Below are 16,037 nucleotides of genomic sequence, written 5' to 3'. Positions count from 1 at the left end.
AGTAACTAACTATGAAACTGTCCAAATTTTTTACAATAATTGCATTAAGTGCCACCGTTACAAGCAGCCTACCGATACCAATGGTAAAAGCAGATAGCACAACCGCAAATGAAACTAAAACCGAAAATCAATTACTAAAAACAGATTTAAAAGAAACACCGAAAGAAAAAACAACGAATAACAACCTGAAAAATCAACTTGTCCAAGCAGGAACCAAAACTTATAATGATTACTTTCCAGATGATAATTTAGCTAAAGCGGTAGCAGAAAAAATGAACAAAAATGTTGATGAATCTGTAACTGTCGAGGAATTAGCTAAAATAACTAAACTAGATGCACGCAGCCGAGGTATAGAAGATAGCACTGGAATGGAATATTTGACTGGATTAGAGACACTTTATCTTGAGGATAATCAACTAAAAAGTATAGATGTCAGTAAGAATCTAAATCTAAAAGAATTGGCTTGCTCTAACAACCCGTTAGCGAATTTAGATGTTAGTAAAAATCTTGCTTTAGAAGAATTGACTTGTGAAAACAATGAGTTAACACAACTAGATGTTAGCCAAAATACAGCTTTAGCGTATTTGTATTGTCCTAGAAATCAGTTAACAAAGCTAGATGTTAGTAAAAACTCCGCTTTACGTTATTTGGCTTGCGATGTCAATCAGTTAACCAATTTAGATGTTAGTAAAAATACAGCTTTAACAAATCTTGGTTGTACGAAAAATCAACTTACAGATTTAGATGTTAGCCAAAATCCGAATTTAGGCACTTTGGTTTGTTCTGATAACCAGTTAACCAATTTAGATGTTAGTAAAAATCAAGTGCTAGAGTATTTGACTTGTGATAACAATAAGTTGAAGAATATAGATATTGATCAGAATCTAGCTTTAAAAGAGTTTTCTTGTGAAAACAATCAACTAACAAATTTAGATACTACCCAAAATCTAGCTTTAGAGATTTTATATTGCGATGACAATCAACTTACAGATTTAGATGTTAGTAAAAACGTAAATTTATTAATTTTATTTTGTAATAATAATCAACTAACGAATCTAGCGGTCGGAGATACGATAGGGAATGTAAGATGTAATAATAACCAGTTAAAAGATGTTAGTTTTTTACCAGATTATTTTACTGATGATTATGATGATTACCAAGCAACAGATCAAACATTAGTAAGTCCAACCCAAACCACACAAAATAATAAACTTGTATACGCTGTTCCGACAGACCTGTTAGATAAGGATGGTAATATTGTTTCCATCATCAAACCAGAAAACGGCGGAATTTATGATGCAGCTACTAGAACGATTACGTGGGAAAATTTACCTGATAACGGTGAAGTAAGTTACACATTTGAAAATGAAGATTATGGTAGATTTTCCGGAAGAGTTACTGTGCCATATACAGGAAAAGAAACTATCAGTATTTCTAGTGATGACGAGATTAGTTACAAAGAAGGAACTACAAAAACAGAAGCAGACTTCCTTGCAGATATTCATGCAAGCGTAACTCCAGCAACAGAAACCATTACTAGCAATTTTGCTGACGTAGTAGACTTCCAAACACCAGGTAAATACGTTGTAACTCTAAGCGTTGCAGGATCAGATCTTACGAAAGACGTCATTGTATATGTGACAGCAGAACCAAGTGAAGATAATCCTATCGCTCCCACTCCACCAAAAGATAAAGATGCTACAGATGTTAACAGTGGGAAAAGTACGGACAAACAATCTGTGAAAGTAGTTGAAAAGGGGTTACCAAAAACAGGTGATATTACTAGCTTAGGTTTGTCGTTAGCTGGAATTGTTTGTTTAAGTTTCGGTATTCTATTTTTCATCAAACGAAAGAAAAAAACAGTTTAATAGCGATTAATGACCTTATCATTCGTGATAAGGTTATTTTTTATCCTATCTATAGCTACTTTTCAGGTTAATAGTGTTGATTACTTATTGGTCCAAAATGTAGCATATATACTACATAAAACCCAAATCAGTGAAACGTTTTCATAAATTTGCTAAACTCTCTTTGTAAACATTGCAATGAAAAAAAGGAAGTGGAAAAATGTTCAGTGTAACTACTTTTAACATTCGTTTTGATGATACCCCTGAGCGAAAAAAGAGCTGGGAATTGCGTAAAACACTAACAATATCATTACTTGATAAATATCACAGCTAATTTGGACTGGAAATAACAAAAAAGAAGACGAAATCCGTCTTCTCTTTTAGTATTTTAAATTTTATAACATACCTTTCATCATTTTTATGAACTTTTAATGCGATTGAAGCAGAAAAAGAAGTATTTTGCGTTACACCTGTCTTTCCCTCGACATCAATTTCCAAGTCAAAGTCACGAATTTGTATTCTACTTTTTTCCCAGCGATACCTTGTGCATCAATGTTAAAAATCCCTTTTGAAGTAATAATAACTTCATCTCTTATAAATTTAAAAATTGGAATAATTTGTTCGACCTCATCTAAAAAACGTTCGATCCCATAAGAAGATTCAGTAATAATACCAGCTTTTCCTATCAGTTTGTCAAATATGTAACCCATCCTTTTTGTTTTATGTATTCTTATCCACTTTAAACGGACAAGTATAGCCATATATTTTCTTCGTCTGTAACTATCACAAAAAAATTGTGAACAAATAAAAAAGACTACTAGTTAAAGTGCTAATAGTCTTTTCAAACTTCAGAATGCTTTACTAATGACACTAAGACCAATAAATAAGAACAACACGGCCATAATCACGGAATTGTTTTGGATAAGCCACTTGCGCGTACTGTCTAATGCGTTATTAAGACGACTTCCCGCTAGTAAGAACGCAATTGTTGGAATATAAATTGAGCAGCAAGCGATAACTCCAAAAATAATTGTTGCCGTTGTTTCTTGCCCACCGGATAAATTCAACGCCCCAACGCTCACCCCTGCTGTAAGTGAAAGTAACATGTTTTTAGGGTTCACTGCTGAAAGTACAAATGCAAAAATCATCGCTCCGCCCGGCTTAATATTGCTCATTTTTTCAAACCATTTCGGTGTTGCAGCTTTTTGCCCATTTCTTGGACGTTTCGTAAAATCGTGTGCGCCGAGTAAAATAAGTAACGCTCCTAGCACAATAAGTACTACTTTGACTAAGGTTGACTGGTCCCCAGACGAACTGACCGCTGAACTCATTAAGAATAAACCAATAAAGAAAATAGCAATATTCCCAACAATCCAACCTACCGTATAAAAAATACTGTTAATCCGAGCCTTGTTGCTAAGTAAAATCAAAATAAGTCCTACAATTGGAAATGGGCTAATCAAAATCCCCACTGCCGGTGACAAAATAGCTGAAAATGCTGATCCCACACTGACTCCCCCTCTATCTATTTGCTTCGAATGAGGACTTACTCCTCATTACACCGTTCCATTTACCTAATTCCCCCTAATCCCCACTAACAAACAATTCTTTTTTTCAAGGAGTTTCGGTTGGCTGTTTCCATTGACTATCCCGCTTATTTTTGCTATATTTTAACTATAAATCGGAATGTTACCGACGAAAGCCGGGCATAACCAAATATTTTTCTAAGTACCATGTTTTTTTGCATGTATTTAGAAAAGTATTTGGTTTTTTTTATAGATACTTTAAAATGTAGAAAAGGAGTTTTTAACATGCATACAAATACAGGATTTCCAGCCGACTTTTTATGGGGTGGAGCTGCTGCTGCAAACCAATTCGAAGGCGCTTACAACGTCGATGGAAAAGGACTTTCCGTTCAAGATGTTACTCCAAAAGGCGGATTCGGTCAAATTACTGACGGTCCAACACCAGATAACTTAAAATTAGAAGGAATTGACTTTTATCATCGCTACAAAGATGACGTGAAACTTTTTGCTGAAATGGGCTTCAAGGTTTTCCGTACTTCCATCGCTTGGTCCCGTATCTTCCCAAATGGTGACGAAACCGAGCCAAACGAAGCAGGATTACAATTTTATGATGATTTATTCGACGAACTTCTAGCACATAATATCGAACCACTAATCACTTTATCTCACTATGAAACACCACTTCACTTATCGAAAACTTACGACGGATGGGTAAATAGAAAAATGATCGACTTCTATGAAAACTATGTCCGCACCGTATTTAATCGTTATAAAGGTAAAGTAAAATATTGGCTTACTTTCAATGAAATCAACTCCATCTTACACGCACCATTCATGAGTGGCGGTATTTCTACAAGCCCAGACAAATTATCACAAAAAGACCTATATCAAGCAGTCCACCATGAACTTGTGGCGAGCGCGCTGGCTACAAAAATTGGTCACGAAATCATGCCAGAAGCTCAAATCGGCTGTATGGTTCTAGCAATGCCAACTTATCCGCTAACTTCCAACCCAGACGATATTATCGCTGTTATGGAAGCAGAGCGCAAAAACTATTTCTTCTCTGATGTCCATGTTCGCGGTGCTTATCCTGGCTACATGAAACGCTATTTCAGAGAAAATAATATTGAATTAGACGTAACAGAAGAAGACTTAGAAATCCTTAAAAACACAGTAGATTTCATTTCCTTCAGCTATTACATGAGCACAACTGAAACAGCTGACGAGTCGAAACGCAAAGCTGGCGCGGGAAACATCCTAGGCGGCGTACAAAACCCTTACCTAGAAGCATCCGAATGGGGTTGGCAAATCGACCCTAAAGGTTTACGCGTTGTCCTAAACGAATTCTGGGATAGATACCAAAAACCACTTTTCATCGTAGAAAACGGTCTTGGCGCTATCGATCAACTAGAAAAAGACGAAAATGGCAACTACACAGTAAATGACGACTATCGTATTAATTATTTGAGCGCTCATTTATCGCAAGTGAAAGAAGCGATTAAAGATGGCGTTGAGCTGATGGGTTACACTTCATGGGGCTGTATTGACCTTGTAAGTGCCTCCACTGCTGAAATGAAGAAACGTTACGGCTTTATCTATGTTGATCGCAACAACGACGGCACAGGTACGCTAAATCGTTATAAGAAGAAAAGTTTCGATTGGTACAAGAACGTAATTGCTACCAATGGTGAAGATTTATAAAAATGAGAAACCCAGGTTTGCCCTTTTAGGAGGGAGAACCTGGGTTTTTTAATTGCTTGATAACGAAGTAGCAATCATCCGACCGAGTTATCGCTGAAATAACCGATACCCCGTCCGCGCCTGCTGTGAGAACTTCGGCTGAATTTGTTTCATTAATTCCGCCAATCCCGACAATTGGTAGATTAATTCCAGCCCGGCGAATTTCTTCCAAAATTGCCGTTCCACTCACTGGTTCTGCATCCGCTTTTGAAATCGTTGGGAAAATTGGCCCTACGCCGATGTAATCCACCGCGCCAAGTCGTTCAGCTTCTGCCGCTTCACTAACTGAATGAACCGAAAGTCCGATTTTCATTTTTCCAGCACAACTTGCGATAACTTGACGAATTTCCTCGTCATTTTGCCCGACATGGATGCCGTCCGCGCCGATTTCGAGGGCTAGGGCAACATCATCGTTAATAATGAATGGCACTTGATATTTTGCGCATAATTGTTGGCATTCTAGCGCCATTTCTTTTCTTTCGGAGGCAGTTTGGAGTGAGCCTGCTCCTTTTTCGCGATATTGGAAACAAGTAATTCCGGCTTTTAGTGCTTCTTCTAACACACTTGGCAACGTTCCACGGACTATGTCTTGCGTTCCAGCGATAAAATATACAGCTAGTTCAGCTCTCATTTCCCATCCTCCAATCGGTAAGCAAAATGGTTGGTCGGACCATGACCGTGACCAATGCCAAGCGGATATTTAATCGCACTCGTGATGAACTCTTTCGCAACCACAACACTATCCAAAAGCGAATTCCCTTTCGCAAGTTCAGCTGCAATACATGCCGAAAAAGTGCAACCTGTTCCGTGGGTATGTGGCGTATCAAAACGCTCGCTCGTCAGCCATTTTGTCGTTTCGCCATCATAGTAAAAATCAGCCGCCTTACTCATTTCGCTATGCCCACCTTTAATAACAACCGCCTTTACACCTAAATCAAACATTTTCTTAGCAGCTTGTTCAATTTCTGCCTTGGTTGTGATTTTTTCTCCAAGAATTTCTTCCGCTTCTGGAATATTCGGCGTAATAATCGTACCAAGTGGCAAAAGTTCGTCTTTCAACACTTGTGTCGCCTCGTTTTCAAGCAAAGCAGTACCACCTTTTGCAATCATCACGGGATCAATGACGATATTTGGAAAGTTGTGCAAACGTATATTCCGCGCTACTTCCCGGATAATTTCTGCATCCGCAAGCATTCCAGTTTTCACGGCGCTCACTTGGAAATCCTCTGCAATCGCGTCACACTGTTCGCGAATCATTTCTACTGGGATTTTATGCACTGCTTTTACACCTAGCGTGTTTTGTGCCGTGATTGCCGTGATGATGGACATGCCAAAGGTTTTGCGCTCTTGAAATGTCTTGATGTCCGCTTGTATCCCTGCGCCGCCGCCAGAATCTGAACCAGCTATTGTTAACACTTGTGGGAAAATCATTTGTGTTCACCGCTTTCTTGGATTTTTGCTTTGGCACGCGTTTTTTCGACTGACCAACTAGCAAGAGCATCTAAAAATTGTGGTCGAAATGAACCTGGAAGTTTTCTTTCTAACTCGATTTCCGCGTACTCAGAAGCCACCGCATAACTCGCGCACGCTTCGACACTAGCTCGAAAAGCATCATCCTGAACGGCAATAAAACTACCGCAAACTGCACTGAGCAAACAACCAGAACCAGTAATTCTTGGAAGCAGTGCGCTACCATTCACCACTTTTGCAAAACGAGTTCCGTCCGAAATCACATCTACTTCGCCACTAATAATAACAACTGTGCTCCATTCATTCGCCACTTTTTCAGCAATAGTCAGCACATCCGCCGAGCCAACGCCCGCATCCACGCCTTTCGCTTTCCAAGCTTCACCAGCAATCGCCGCAAGTTCTCCTGCATTTCCACGAATCACCGCGAACTGGATTTCTGCCAACAATTCTTGCACCACTTTACGACGGTATGAAGTCGCGCCAACACCGACCGGATCAAGTACAACCGGCGTCCCCGCAATATTTGCCGCACGGCCAGCAATTTTCATCGCTTCCACCAACTCACCGTCTAGCGTTCCGATATTAATTACGAGCACATCCGCCATTTTCGCCAGTTCATCCATTTCTTCTTTCGCAGAGGCCATAATCGGTGAAGCACCAATCGCAAGCAAGCCGTTCGCCGAGTCATTCGCGACCACGATATTCGTAATATTATGCACCAATGGACTTCTTTCTTGCACCTTTTCCAACGTCATAAAATCAAACATAATTCACACTCCCACGCCAATTTTGTTTTTTATAAGCCATATCAAAAAACGCCCATTCCATTTCCACACTAATTTGAAAAGCCTGCTTCATGAGAGCAAGTTCCCGCGCATCCGCCATACTCGCCGCCTGTTCCACCAACCGCTTCTGCTGCTGCACCACTTTTTGATAATTTTCATCCACATAACTATCCAACAACTCTTGATAAAACGGTTCCGAACTTTGCGAACCTTCGTACATTTTCCCCATATCCGCATAAAGCGCATAACACGGCAAAAGTCCCGCAATCGTCACGCCAAAACTGCCAAAATCCGCCATCCGGTACAGATGAGAAGTATAATGATAAGCAGTTGGCGCCGGTTTTCGCTCGAAAAAATCGCGCTCCGTTAGCCCAACCCGCGGATAAAACTGTTCGCGCATCAACAACTCTGACTGCCGAAGTCGCGCCTTTACTTGCCGCATTTCCCCAGCAAGTTCCACCGTCCCCGCCTGCTCCACACTTTTCTCAATCACCTTCTCAAAATGCGACAAATAATAATCATCCTGGAGCAAATAATAGTAAAACGCCTCCTTCTCAAGCGTCCCATCCGCCAAACTCCGCACAAATGGATGCCGCAACGTTTCTTGCCATAAATCCCCTACTTCTTCTTGAAAACCGTTAACAATCACTCAAACTCCTCCTTTTGCACAATGAAAAAAGCGCCCACTGTCCCTTAGCATAAGCAAAGAAACAGCAGCCGCGATAAATTTTCCGGTCACTTTCACATTCACTTCCCTACGCTTGCACTAACAAACAGGTTCAAAGGGTCAGAAAGCATTACCTTCCAATCTCAGCCAGAATCGGCCCCCCTAGTTTTTCTTATTAAGTTGCGTTCATCATAACATAGAGTTTTACCGCTGTAAATCCCCAAATGTAATAAGCTCAAACCCATTTTCACTAAGCCAATCCCGCACCCGCGTGTCACAAATCGTCGCAAGCTCGCGGCACCGCATCAACGTATAAGAAGAATTATCCAGCACAAATTGATCCAAAAAACCGACATCAAAATGCATCTCAGCGATTTCATTTGGCGCCAGTTTTAATAATCCGAAATCATCGTTAAGGAAGTTCTCAACCGAGACACCGCCGTTTGTGTATGGGAGTGCGCCCGATTCCAATAGTTTAGTAATTGGCAAATAATCTTCCTGATCTGGCCATTTTTTATCACCGCTGTATTTTAGAGTGGTGTGAATCCCGAACTCACGCGCAATATCAAAGAAAGCTTGGTCAACCGTTTCATCACCGATTGAGTGGCAGTCGATGTGTTCTGGATAGTGACCAGTTAGCGTTTTGAACCGTTCCATTTGAGCGATAGTTTCCGTGCGCACATCTTCGTATTGGAATTTCAGTTCTGGGTTAGCCCGGTAATATTTAGAACGATGGAATTCCCCGTTTTCGTCGACAAGTGACGGGATTTCCGCCGGGTCCGCGCATGGTTTTCCGAGTAGAAAGTTTGTGTGTTGCCCGATGAATAGGTCTGGAAGGTCTTTTGCGAGAGCTATTGCGTGCTCAGCAGTTTCTAGGTTCGGCATGAGTAAAGTGGATGTTGTGATGCCGGTTTTGTAGCTTTCGATGATGCCGTGGTTGATGGCTTTGGATAGACCGAAATCGTCTGCGTCGATGATTAGTTTTGGCATGGGGAACCTCCTTCACGATATTTAGTGAAAAATTAAATTACCTAATAAAATATAGATTCACTTCTTATATTTATCATCAATTTTATTTAACAAGTATTTTTTATTTAACCAGAATGATTGTTTTGTCATTATATCTCCATTAGGTAAAACATCTGTATGCTTACCTATTATTCCGTTTCCATATTTTTCCCCGTTTATTACATAAACACTTCCACCACTATGCGGTCTCAAATGAAATATCTTCGTTTTCTTTGCTTTTAGCAAATTATTTTTTATTTGTTTAGGTTCTATCTTAAACTTAACGCCTTCTTTTATAACTCTTTGAGCATCTAGCCACTCTTCCTTAGCGATAGTTTCTAAATCTGCAACGGGCATATTCCAAAATTGCGCTCCTTTAAAAATATATCCTTTCTCAGTATTTTTAAAAATTACAAATAAAAACTTGGTCTCACTAAAGTAATTATAAGCGGTTGAATCTTCCCATTCTTCCTCTGCAAATTCTTTGAAATTAATAGTTGGAAAAGACATGCTTTCTTCTAATCTATTTTTTTCAGTAAGACGGATTGTCTTAACTACAATATTTGCTTTTACAAATTCTTCTGCATTATTTGATTTTATACCTAGCATAGCAAATGCCAATTGACTGTAGTGACTTTTGGCCGAGTTTTTATTTTTAATACCAAATAATTCTTCTAATTCTTGTTCATTCCATCCAACAAACTTATTGATTCTTTCTAAAACATAAGATTCAAAATTCAGCTCTTGCATGTCTTCTGTTTGTTTTATTATCTTGTCATATGTATCTATATCTCCCAAAATATACTTATTAATTAAATAAGTCATATAACCTTGTTTCAGACAAAAAGCTCTTCTTTTAGCTGGTATTTCTGCATTATAAAATTGAGGTTTTAAACTTTTTTCAGCAGTTGCTCCTTTAGTACATGCACCAAGATATACAGTATCACCTTCTGATAGCTCGTGTGCCTTTCCTTGCTTTATTTTACTAACAATTTTGTTATAATCAGATTCAATTATTAGCAAGTCTTCCTTGCAAGCATTTCCAGTAACGGAAAATAATTTAGCATAGTCAATTTTAAAATCGACTCTTTTTTCTCCCTTTTTCCGTAAATATAACACAAGTAAAACTAAATTTAATTTTCTTATTAAATGAGAAGAGCTAAATTCATCCTCAACCTCTTTGTCATTAGGAATCATGCTAACAACTAATCTTTCTCCAGCCTTAAATTTACCCTTTTTCTTTAAAGCTTCGTATGGAGTTACTTTTAATTCTACACCAGCCTCTGGAAAATCTGGTTCAGGGCTACTATTTGGCTCATACCCAAAATAATATTTCTCAATTAAATTCCCCAAACTTCCTTTTCCTCTTGGGTTAGTATAATATTCTACTTTTTCTTCAAAAACAATTTCATTATCAGTATAATTTTCTTCTAATACTTGTTTGAAAGTTTTACCTATTAGCTCTTTGGCATATCTTTCAATATCAATTGGATCTGCAACATCATATAAATCAGTTTTTTTCATTGTAGTTCCCCCGTTAGCTTCTTATTTTCTGTTTTTTAATATTAATTAATTATAGCACTTTTTAGTATTTTGATCTTGATCTTTTAGCAAAAATGTAGTATAATAAAAAAGATATAAGCGAAAGGATGTTCGTATATGAAAAAAGAACTTACAATTTTAGAACTTTTTGCAGGAGTCGGAGGTTTTCGTATCGGACTCGAAAAGGCAAATAAAAATTATTATAAAACATTGTGGTCTAATCAATGGGAACCTTCTAGAAAAGCACAAGATGCTTTCAATTGTTATGATAATCATTTTCCTGAGAGTGAAAATTTGAATGAAGATATTTCCACAATAAGTGATGAACGCTTTGCAAATATAAATGCAGATATGATTGTTGGGGGCTTTCCTTGCCAAGACTATTCTGTTGCGCGAAGTTTGTCAGGTGGAATGGGTATTCAAGGAAAGAAAGGTGTCTTATTCTGGGAAATTATTCGCGCAACAAAAATTATCCAACCTACGTTCTTGTTACTTGAAAATGTTGACCGTTTATTAAAATCACCCGCTAGTCAAAGAGGTAGAGACTTCGCTATTATGTTAGCTGCTTTTAATGATCTAGGTTATTCAGTGGAATGGCGAGTAATTAATGCTGCAGAGTATGGCTTAGCACAAAAAAGGCGTAGAGTTTTTATTTTCGTATACAAAAATAAAAGTGACTTCGCAAAAAAAGCTCAAAATTATTCTGATGAAGAAATAATCTACAATGATGGCCTTTTTGCTCGCGGATTTCCAATAGAAAATCAGCCTTATAAAAATAGATTCGTATCTGATATTATATCAGAAGATATCGTTTCAGTTTCTGATAACTTTTCTTCTAGCATATTTAATACAGGAGTAATGAGGAATGGTAAATTTACAAGCATAGAAACTGTACCTTTATCAGAGAAACCAATACCATTAAAAGACATTTTACAGCCAGAATCTGAGGTGGATGATAAATATTATTTAAATGAAGATGATATACTAAAGTTCAAAACTCTTAGAGGTGCAAAAAAAATTCAACGTATTTCTGCAGATGGACATATGTATACTTTTTCAGAAGGAAGTATGTCCGAAACTGATGATATAGACAAACCTGGTCGTACTATGTTAACAAGTGAAGGCTCAAAAAATAGAAGCACACACTTAATTAAAATCGATGATAAGTACAGAATATTAACCCCTTTAGAATGTGAATCATTAAACGGTTTCCCTCCAAATTGGACAGCTAATATGCCAGATAGAATGCGCTATTTCTGTATGGGAAATGCATTAGTTACTGGTGTAATTGAAAGAATCGGAAAACAACTTTATGATATGAATTGTGAATAAAAAGAACCAGGAAATTATAAAATAATTTCCTGGTTCTTTTTTAGCATATATATTAAATAGACTAGCTTTACTTTATTATTTTAATTGTTTAAACACAGCATCCAAAACCTCTCCAGGTATCTCCGCAAACGCATCCCCAACCGAAACCTCAAACGCACAAACATCCGCCGATTTCTCCTGCAAATACCCCGAAATCCCAACGCCAGTTTCATCCTGAATCTTCGTCAAAATCGCCCCAACCTCATCGACCGACTTCTCAAAATAAACATGAAACATATTAGAAACCGGCACTTCCGGCACAGTCTTCACGCCCGAACACGAATTAAATCGCTCAGCCAATCCTGTCGCAGCCTCAAAATACTCCGCCATTTTCCCAATTCGTTTTTCAAAATAATAATCCGCGGACAAAATATACGGATACAGACTAATCAAATCCCCGCCATACCGCCGTTTCCAGATTTTCGCCTCTTGCACAAAATCATCATTCCCAGCCAAAATCGCCCCAGCAATCCCGCCAATCCCTTTATAAAATGACACATACACACTATCAAACAGCGCACAAATTTCTTCCGCAGGCTTCTGATAAAACGGCGTAATTTCCCATAACCGCGCCCCGTCCAGATGTAACGAGATACCCTGTTCATGGCAATAATCCGAAATCTCCTCAAGCTCTTCAAAAGAAGGCAGTTGCCCACCAATTTCTCGTTGAGGAAGTTCGATAAGCACACTAGAAACTGGCTCGCGAAGACTTTTAATATCGTCAATTGTCACAAGTCGATTCGCCGTACCAAGTAATATTGGCGTGATTTGCTGCAATTCTTTTAGCCCATCTTGCTCATGAATCTCCAAATGCGAAAGCGGATGATATGCCACGCGCCGATTCTCTTTCCGGTCAGCCCAAATTCTCAACGCAATTTGCTGAGCCATCGTCCCACTTGGGAAAAATACCGCAGATTGTTTCCCGAGAATTTTCGCGATTTTTGTTTCAAAGTTTTCAATAACTGCGCCGTTTCCGTAAATATCGCTTTCTAGGTTATTATCTATATTTTGAAGTGCTTCTGTCAGAACACCTACATAGCGCGGACCATTTCCGCCTAGCTTATATGGGGTTTTTTGGTAGCTGGTTTTTAGTGTTGTTGTCATTTTGGTTCACTCCTTTTACGATATACTTTCTAAATTCATCTATATTATACCTAGAACATAAGTCTATTGGAAATTTAACTATGCTAATAAAAAACTATTCTCTTGAGCAACTCTCAAAAGAATAGTTTTTACAATTTAATTTTGTTCGTACGTTTCCTGAATCAAAATATTCTCTTTATCATCCACTTTTTTCAAAACTAAATTCTTACTCTCCAGTTCCAAAGAAATCACATAATCTTTTTGTTCTTTGGTATCCACATGATATTCATCGTCTTTTTGCTCACTTTTCGTTATCTTGATATCATCCTGCGCCTCAAGCATTTTAAGGACTTCTTGTACGTAAGCTTTTTCACTTTCTGTTTCATAACCATACACTTTTTTACTAACTACCGGGCCATCACATTGGTACTTATCGCCATCTTTTTGTTTTAATTTATAAGAATTCGTTATAGCAACTTCATCATCTATAAATAATTCTTTTACATTCCCATCTACATCTATATCCAGATCAACACTCATTTTATTTGCCAAACCCGTATCCTTCATATCCGACCCATCACTAGCACCTACAATAACTGATTCCAACTTCCATTTTCCAGTATATTTACTATCAACAATCTCTTTACCACAGCCTACTAACAAAAGTAACATCCCTAAAAAAATAATACTTACTAATTTTTTGCTCATCTTGTTGCTCTCCTTTTTGTGTATAATTAACGGGTATTACCGTCCTATTCCTTATGTTATCCTAAACACTTCACTTCCACTTTTTTTAAATTTCGTCTATAGCTTATTTTTAATATATATTTCTTTACTAGAAAAATTCTCTTTTTCGTAAACAGCTTCTTTAGCTAATTTTTTGTCCTCTAAATTCATAAAGAACTCAAAGCCTTTATTCTGTTGGGTTTCTATATAATATTCGTTACCTCTTTGTTCGCTTTTGATAAGCTTAATCGAATCTGTTTCTTCAAAAAATTTCAATGCTTTTTTCACATACTCTTTTTGGGCTTCTGTTTCATATTTATAAACTTCTTCAGCAGTTAGAGAACCATCATTTTGATACTCGTTGCTACCTTTTGACTTTATTTTAAAGATATAAGTTTTAGCACCGTTATCATCTATTAACACTTCTTTTACTTTCCCATTACTATCAAGCTCGAATTCTCTACTATAATCATGATTCACTTTTCCATAACCAGTTCTATCAATCTTACCAATACTAACTGTTTCCAATTTCCATTTCCCTGTAAATTTACTACTAATAACTTCTTTATCATCAATAATTTTTTTGTTCTCAACAGGCTCTTTCCCACAACCTACCAATAAAAATAATGCACTTACTAAAATAATACCTATCCACTTTTTGCTCATCTTGATGCTCTCCTTTTTTAAATTTTTTCTTATTAAGATTCTTCAATATGATTTGCACAATTATTCTATAGTTCCTGAGTATTTTCAAAATAAACATCATAATAAAAAATCAGCTTCTAAGAACAATACTAATTTATAACAATGCCTATATATTTAGCATTACATAAATCTTTACTTCTAATTTAAATCTCTGTCATTCAAGAAACTTTACTCTAAAATATCTGATTAATATAAGTAAAAAACCAAAAAATATTCCTATCCCCCAAATTATTGCACTTAGTTCTACCCAACCTTTGAGATTTATATTAGCATCGATTAAATTGAACAAACCTACAATAAACATCATGATTATTGGGACTGTTAATAAAGACACTTGTATTGCTTCTAACCAATCCTTAGTATTTTTATTTTTGTAGTCGTTGAGAATATAAATTATTAGCCCAAAAACAAATCTATATAAAATAATAATAATAAAGACAAAAGGGGCTATATCAATTAACAATGGAAAAATAATATCTTCCATTATTTTAAAAAAGGGCCCTTTCGACACTTCTTTCTCAATTATATAATAGAAGCTTATAGCCATAAAGCTAATTATTATTATATTCGAGATAAATTGTTTCAAAGTAAAATTATTCTTACGTAAAAACCAATTTACCTCATAAAAAATGAAGTCTATGGTCTCCGGAATTTTTGTAACTTGAACAAGTTCTGCTTTTAAAGTCTTCAAAAATTGCTTTTGCCTTTTTCTAGCGGCCTTTTTCTTTTTAGCATACTCTTTTAAAATATAATAGGGTATTTCATAACTTATTATAGAATAAATTAAAAAATCTGTTAACGTAAATAATAGCAGGGCTATTGCTATCGTCCAAGAAATTACCGATAATGTTATTTCATTAATGGTCATTGTTTTTTGCACTGTGTAATACGTATTAAAAGACAGTACTACATTTGTTCCTATCATTACTAATAGGTTAATACTTTTTTTCCTAAATTTCCTTGTTTTTTCTCGTTGTGGAAAATGAACATAAATAGCATATAAAGTTGTTATTAGTAAAACTAAAGTTGTCCCTTGTATTATTGCTGGGTTAGTAATAGACAAACTAAAAAAAGCTTTTTTTGTTAACCAATCTACAAAAAATCCCCATATAAATGTTAGTATTACATTGATAAACAAGTTTTCCAAATTTTCTTTCTCAAATTTTTGCCATCTATAGTTTAAATGTAGAAAGTAACAGCTCAATATTTTTAATAAATTATAATTTTCCTTTCTTCTAATTACAAAGAAAATACTACAAAAGGAACACATAAAGAGTAATAAATAATAAATAAACTTAATGTTTATTCCAAATAGCATATAGAAGAAAACAAATATTATCATTAAAAAAATACTGCAAACTACTAAAGCAGCTATATTTTTAATTAAACTTTTTCCTCGTTTACCTAATTGAAGAAAATCTATAGCATTTTCAACATAAATTAAAGGCCCTACAAAAATATTAATAAAAGAAATTACCCTATTTGATATTTTCATGTTGTTCTCCTATATTATGATTTTAAAAATATAATGAATACTGCTTTACTGATGTTTTCTTAGACCAGAAAC

General features: G+C 36.5%; 14 protein-coding genes, 2 pseudogenes and 1 riboswitch. Of the genes and pseudogenes, 4 read left to right on the top strand and 12 right to left on the bottom strand.

Annotated features, from left to right (window positions below):
* Positions 1–11 precede the first annotated feature (11 nt).
* Together HRK21_RS07615 and HRK21_RS07610 are read left to right on the top strand one after the other, a co-directional pair.
* A complete protein-coding gene (locus HRK21_RS07615; RefSeq protein WP_070006160.1) occupies positions 12–1,868 on the top strand; it encodes a LapB repeat-containing protein in 1,857 nt (618 codons plus the stop codon).
* A gap of 199 nt (positions 1,869–2,067) precedes the next feature.
* Positions 2,068–2,172: pseudogene (locus HRK21_RS07610) on the top strand (endonuclease/exonuclease/phosphatase family protein); the annotation flags it as partial.
* A 5-nt stretch (positions 2,173–2,177) separates the two neighbouring features.
* Here HRK21_RS07610 and HRK21_RS07605 read toward each other — a convergent pair.
* Positions 2,178–2,548, bottom strand: a pseudogene (locus HRK21_RS07605) (PH domain-containing protein).
* 147 nt (positions 2,549–2,695) lie between these two features.
* Positions 2,696–3,355, bottom strand: coding sequence for a GAP family protein (locus HRK21_RS07600; RefSeq protein WP_003738038.1), 660 nt, complete (start codon positions 3,353–3,355; stop codon positions 2,696–2,698).
* A 303-nt stretch (positions 3,356–3,658) separates the two neighbouring features.
* Here HRK21_RS07600 and HRK21_RS07595 point away from each other — a divergent pair, with 303 nt between their 5' ends.
* A complete protein-coding gene (locus HRK21_RS07595) occupies positions 3,659–5,074 on the top strand; it encodes a glycoside hydrolase family 1 protein (RefSeq protein WP_003738037.1) in 1,416 nt (471 codons plus the stop codon).
* 25 nt (positions 5,075–5,099) lie between these two features.
* Here the strand turns inward: HRK21_RS07595 and thiE are convergent, their stop codons facing one another.
* From thiE to HRK21_RS07565, 6 genes are all read right to left on the bottom strand, one after another.
* Positions 5,100–5,744: a thiamine phosphate synthase gene (gene thiE / locus HRK21_RS07590; RefSeq protein WP_070006162.1), complete on the bottom strand. Its 645-nt coding sequence runs from the start codon at positions 5,742–5,744 to the stop codon at positions 5,100–5,102.
* On the bottom strand, positions 5,741–6,544 hold the full coding sequence (gene thiD, locus HRK21_RS07585; RefSeq protein WP_070006163.1) for a bifunctional hydroxymethylpyrimidine kinase/phosphomethylpyrimidine kinase: 804 nt from the start codon (positions 6,542–6,544) through the stop codon (positions 5,741–5,743). Before thiD ends, thiE begins: the two co-directional genes overlap by 4 nt.
* Positions 6,541–7,350, bottom strand: a complete 810-nt coding sequence (thiM, locus tag HRK21_RS07580; RefSeq protein WP_069888313.1) for a hydroxyethylthiazole kinase — start codon at positions 7,348–7,350, stop codon at positions 6,541–6,543. The genes thiD and thiM overlap by 4 nt, the downstream gene beginning before the upstream one ends.
* Complete coding sequence (gene tenA, locus HRK21_RS07575; protein ID WP_070006164.1) at positions 7,343–8,017, bottom strand: thiaminase II; 675 nt, start codon at positions 8,015–8,017, stop codon at positions 7,343–7,345. Before tenA ends, thiM begins: the two co-directional genes overlap by 8 nt.
* An 86-nt stretch (positions 8,018–8,103) precedes the next feature.
* Positions 8,104–8,209, bottom strand: a riboswitch (TPP riboswitch).
* 30 nt (positions 8,210–8,239) lie between these two features.
* Positions 8,240–9,025 (bottom strand): ChbG/HpnK family deacetylase, encoded by a 786-nt coding sequence (locus HRK21_RS07570; RefSeq protein WP_070006165.1) that lies wholly within the window; start codon positions 9,023–9,025, stop codon positions 8,240–8,242.
* 57 nt (positions 9,026–9,082) lie between these two features.
* On the bottom strand, positions 9,083–10,567 hold the full coding sequence (locus HRK21_RS07565) for a Sau3AI family type II restriction endonuclease (protein ID WP_069888316.1): 1,485 nt from the start codon (positions 10,565–10,567) through the stop codon (positions 9,083–9,085).
* A gap of 135 nt (positions 10,568–10,702) precedes the next feature.
* Between HRK21_RS07565 and dcm the strand changes: the two genes are divergently transcribed.
* Positions 10,703–11,917, top strand: a complete 1,215-nt coding sequence (gene dcm, locus HRK21_RS07560) for a DNA (cytosine-5-)-methyltransferase (protein WP_069888317.1) — start codon at positions 10,703–10,705, stop codon at positions 11,915–11,917.
* Between the two features lie 75 nt (positions 11,918–11,992).
* Here dcm and HRK21_RS07555 read toward each other — a convergent pair whose 3' ends face one another.
* The 4 genes from HRK21_RS07555 to HRK21_RS07540 all read right to left on the bottom strand — a co-directional run bounded on the left by HRK21_RS07555 (position 11,993) and on the right by HRK21_RS07540 (position 15,965).
* Positions 11,993–13,060, bottom strand: a complete 1,068-nt coding sequence (locus tag HRK21_RS07555; RefSeq protein ID WP_070006167.1) for a threonine aldolase family protein — start codon at positions 13,058–13,060, stop codon at positions 11,993–11,995.
* 135 nt (positions 13,061–13,195) lie between these two features.
* The gene (locus HRK21_RS07550) at positions 13,196–13,747 is read right to left on the bottom strand and encodes a hypothetical protein (RefSeq protein ID WP_070006169.1); all 552 of its coding nucleotides are present in this window, start codon (positions 13,745–13,747) and stop codon (positions 13,196–13,198) included.
* 96 nt (positions 13,748–13,843) lie between these two features.
* Positions 13,844–14,431, bottom strand: a complete 588-nt coding sequence (locus HRK21_RS07545; protein ID WP_070006171.1) for a hypothetical protein — start codon at positions 14,429–14,431, stop codon at positions 13,844–13,846.
* A gap of 193 nt (positions 14,432–14,624) precedes the next feature.
* Entirely contained in the window at positions 14,625–15,965 is a 1,341-nt protein-coding gene (locus tag HRK21_RS07540) for a hypothetical protein (RefSeq protein WP_070006173.1), read from the bottom strand.
* Positions 15,966–16,037 lie beyond the last annotated feature (72 nt).

It is taken from the genome of Listeria monocytogenes, assembly GCF_013282665.1.
GTDB classification, from domain to species: Bacteria; Bacillota; Bacilli; order Lactobacillales; family Listeriaceae; genus Listeria; species Listeria monocytogenes_C.
Note: the sequence above shows the minus strand (reverse complement) of the source record. Positions and strands in the feature narration are given on the sequence as shown.

Bases quoted from the DNA above. Each gene is read 5' to 3' on its own strand.
- HRK21_RS07615 (WP_070006160.1), top strand. From the start codon at position 12: ATGAAACTGTCCAAATTTTTTACAATAATTGCATTAAGTGCCACCGTT.
- HRK21_RS07595 (WP_003738037.1), top strand. From the start codon at position 3,659: ATGCATACAAATACAGGATTTCCAGCCGACTTTTTATGGGGTGGAGCT.
- thiE (WP_070006162.1), bottom strand. From the start codon at position 5,744: ATGAGAGCTGAACTAGCTGTATATTTTATCGCTGGAACGCAAGACATA.
- thiD (WP_070006163.1), bottom strand. From the start codon at position 6,544: ATGATTTTCCCACAAGTGTTAACAATAGCTGGTTCAGATTCTGGCGGC.
- thiM (WP_069888313.1), bottom strand. From the start codon at position 7,350: ATGTTTGATTTTATGACGTTGGAAAAGGTGCAAGAAAGAAGTCCATTG.
- HRK21_RS07570 (WP_070006165.1), bottom strand. From the start codon at position 9,025: ATGCCAAAACTAATCATCGACGCAGACGATTTCGGTCTATCCAAAGCC.
- HRK21_RS07565 (WP_069888316.1), bottom strand. From the start codon at position 10,567: ATGAAAAAAACTGATTTATATGATGTTGCAGATCCAATTGATATTGAA.
- dcm (WP_069888317.1), top strand. From the start codon at position 10,703: ATGAAAAAAGAACTTACAATTTTAGAACTTTTTGCAGGAGTCGGAGGT.
- HRK21_RS07555 (WP_070006167.1), bottom strand. From the start codon at position 13,060: ATGACAACAACACTAAAAACCAGCTACCAAAAAACCCCATATAAGCTA.
- HRK21_RS07550 (WP_070006169.1), bottom strand. From the start codon at position 13,747: ATGAGCAAAAAATTAGTAAGTATTATTTTTTTAGGGATGTTACTTTTG.
- HRK21_RS07545 (WP_070006171.1), bottom strand. From the start codon at position 14,431: ATGAGCAAAAAGTGGATAGGTATTATTTTAGTAAGTGCATTATTTTTA.
- HRK21_RS07540 (WP_070006173.1), bottom strand. From the start codon at position 15,965: ATGAAAATATCAAATAGGGTAATTTCTTTTATTAATATTTTTGTAGGG.